This window comes from Vibrio sp. 10N.222.48.A3 (assembly GCF_041475345.1).
Classification (GTDB): Bacteria; Pseudomonadota; Gammaproteobacteria; order Enterobacterales; family Vibrionaceae; genus Vibrio; species Vibrio tasmaniensis_A.
On sequence record NZ_JBFRVX010001376.1, the window covers coordinates 1 to 562 of the forward strand.

Genomic DNA, 562 nt, shown 5'->3' on the forward strand with positions numbered 1-562 from the left:
TGGCCATGCAAGAAGCAACAAAAGCTAATTACATAAATTTTGTTTCGATGCTTTATCACTACTCTGTCCCAGGAGAAGCTCAATTAAATAAAGCAGCTTTAGCTTCACCTACAGCTGAGATGCAAAGGTTATTCTCTACGATGGCTGAAGAAGAGGCTGATCACGACATTGTGGCGATGAAAGATATGAAATCGATGGGTTATAAAATCGGAATCGAAGATGAATTGGTTTCTAGCTACCACAGACAATGGGATAATTTCACAGAAGCTAAAACCTATGAATACTTAGGAATGAATGTTGTTATCGAGAATGCAATTCACTATTTAGCACAAGCAGTAGCAAAAATGGTGGAGCGGTTGGAACTGAGTGAAAAGGAATGTACGTGGATACGTATTCATTGTGTTGTAGATAAGAGACATGGAGAAGCCGCATTGGCTTGTGCACAACAACATATGAATGAACACACTATAAATTCAATTGTGAATGGAGCGAGGGAAGATATGGAAAGATTTTCTAACATGTTTGTGAGTGCTCTAAGAAAAGATACTCAACTATCTTATAT

The 562-nt window shown here is 37.9% G+C and carries 1 protein-coding gene; it reads left to right on the forward strand.

Annotation, left to right across the window (positions count from 1 at the left end; genetic code table 11):
- On the forward strand, positions 1-562 hold a 562-nt coding region (locus AB4653_RS26465), incomplete at both ends, for an iron-containing redox enzyme family protein (RefSeq protein ID WP_372105711.1).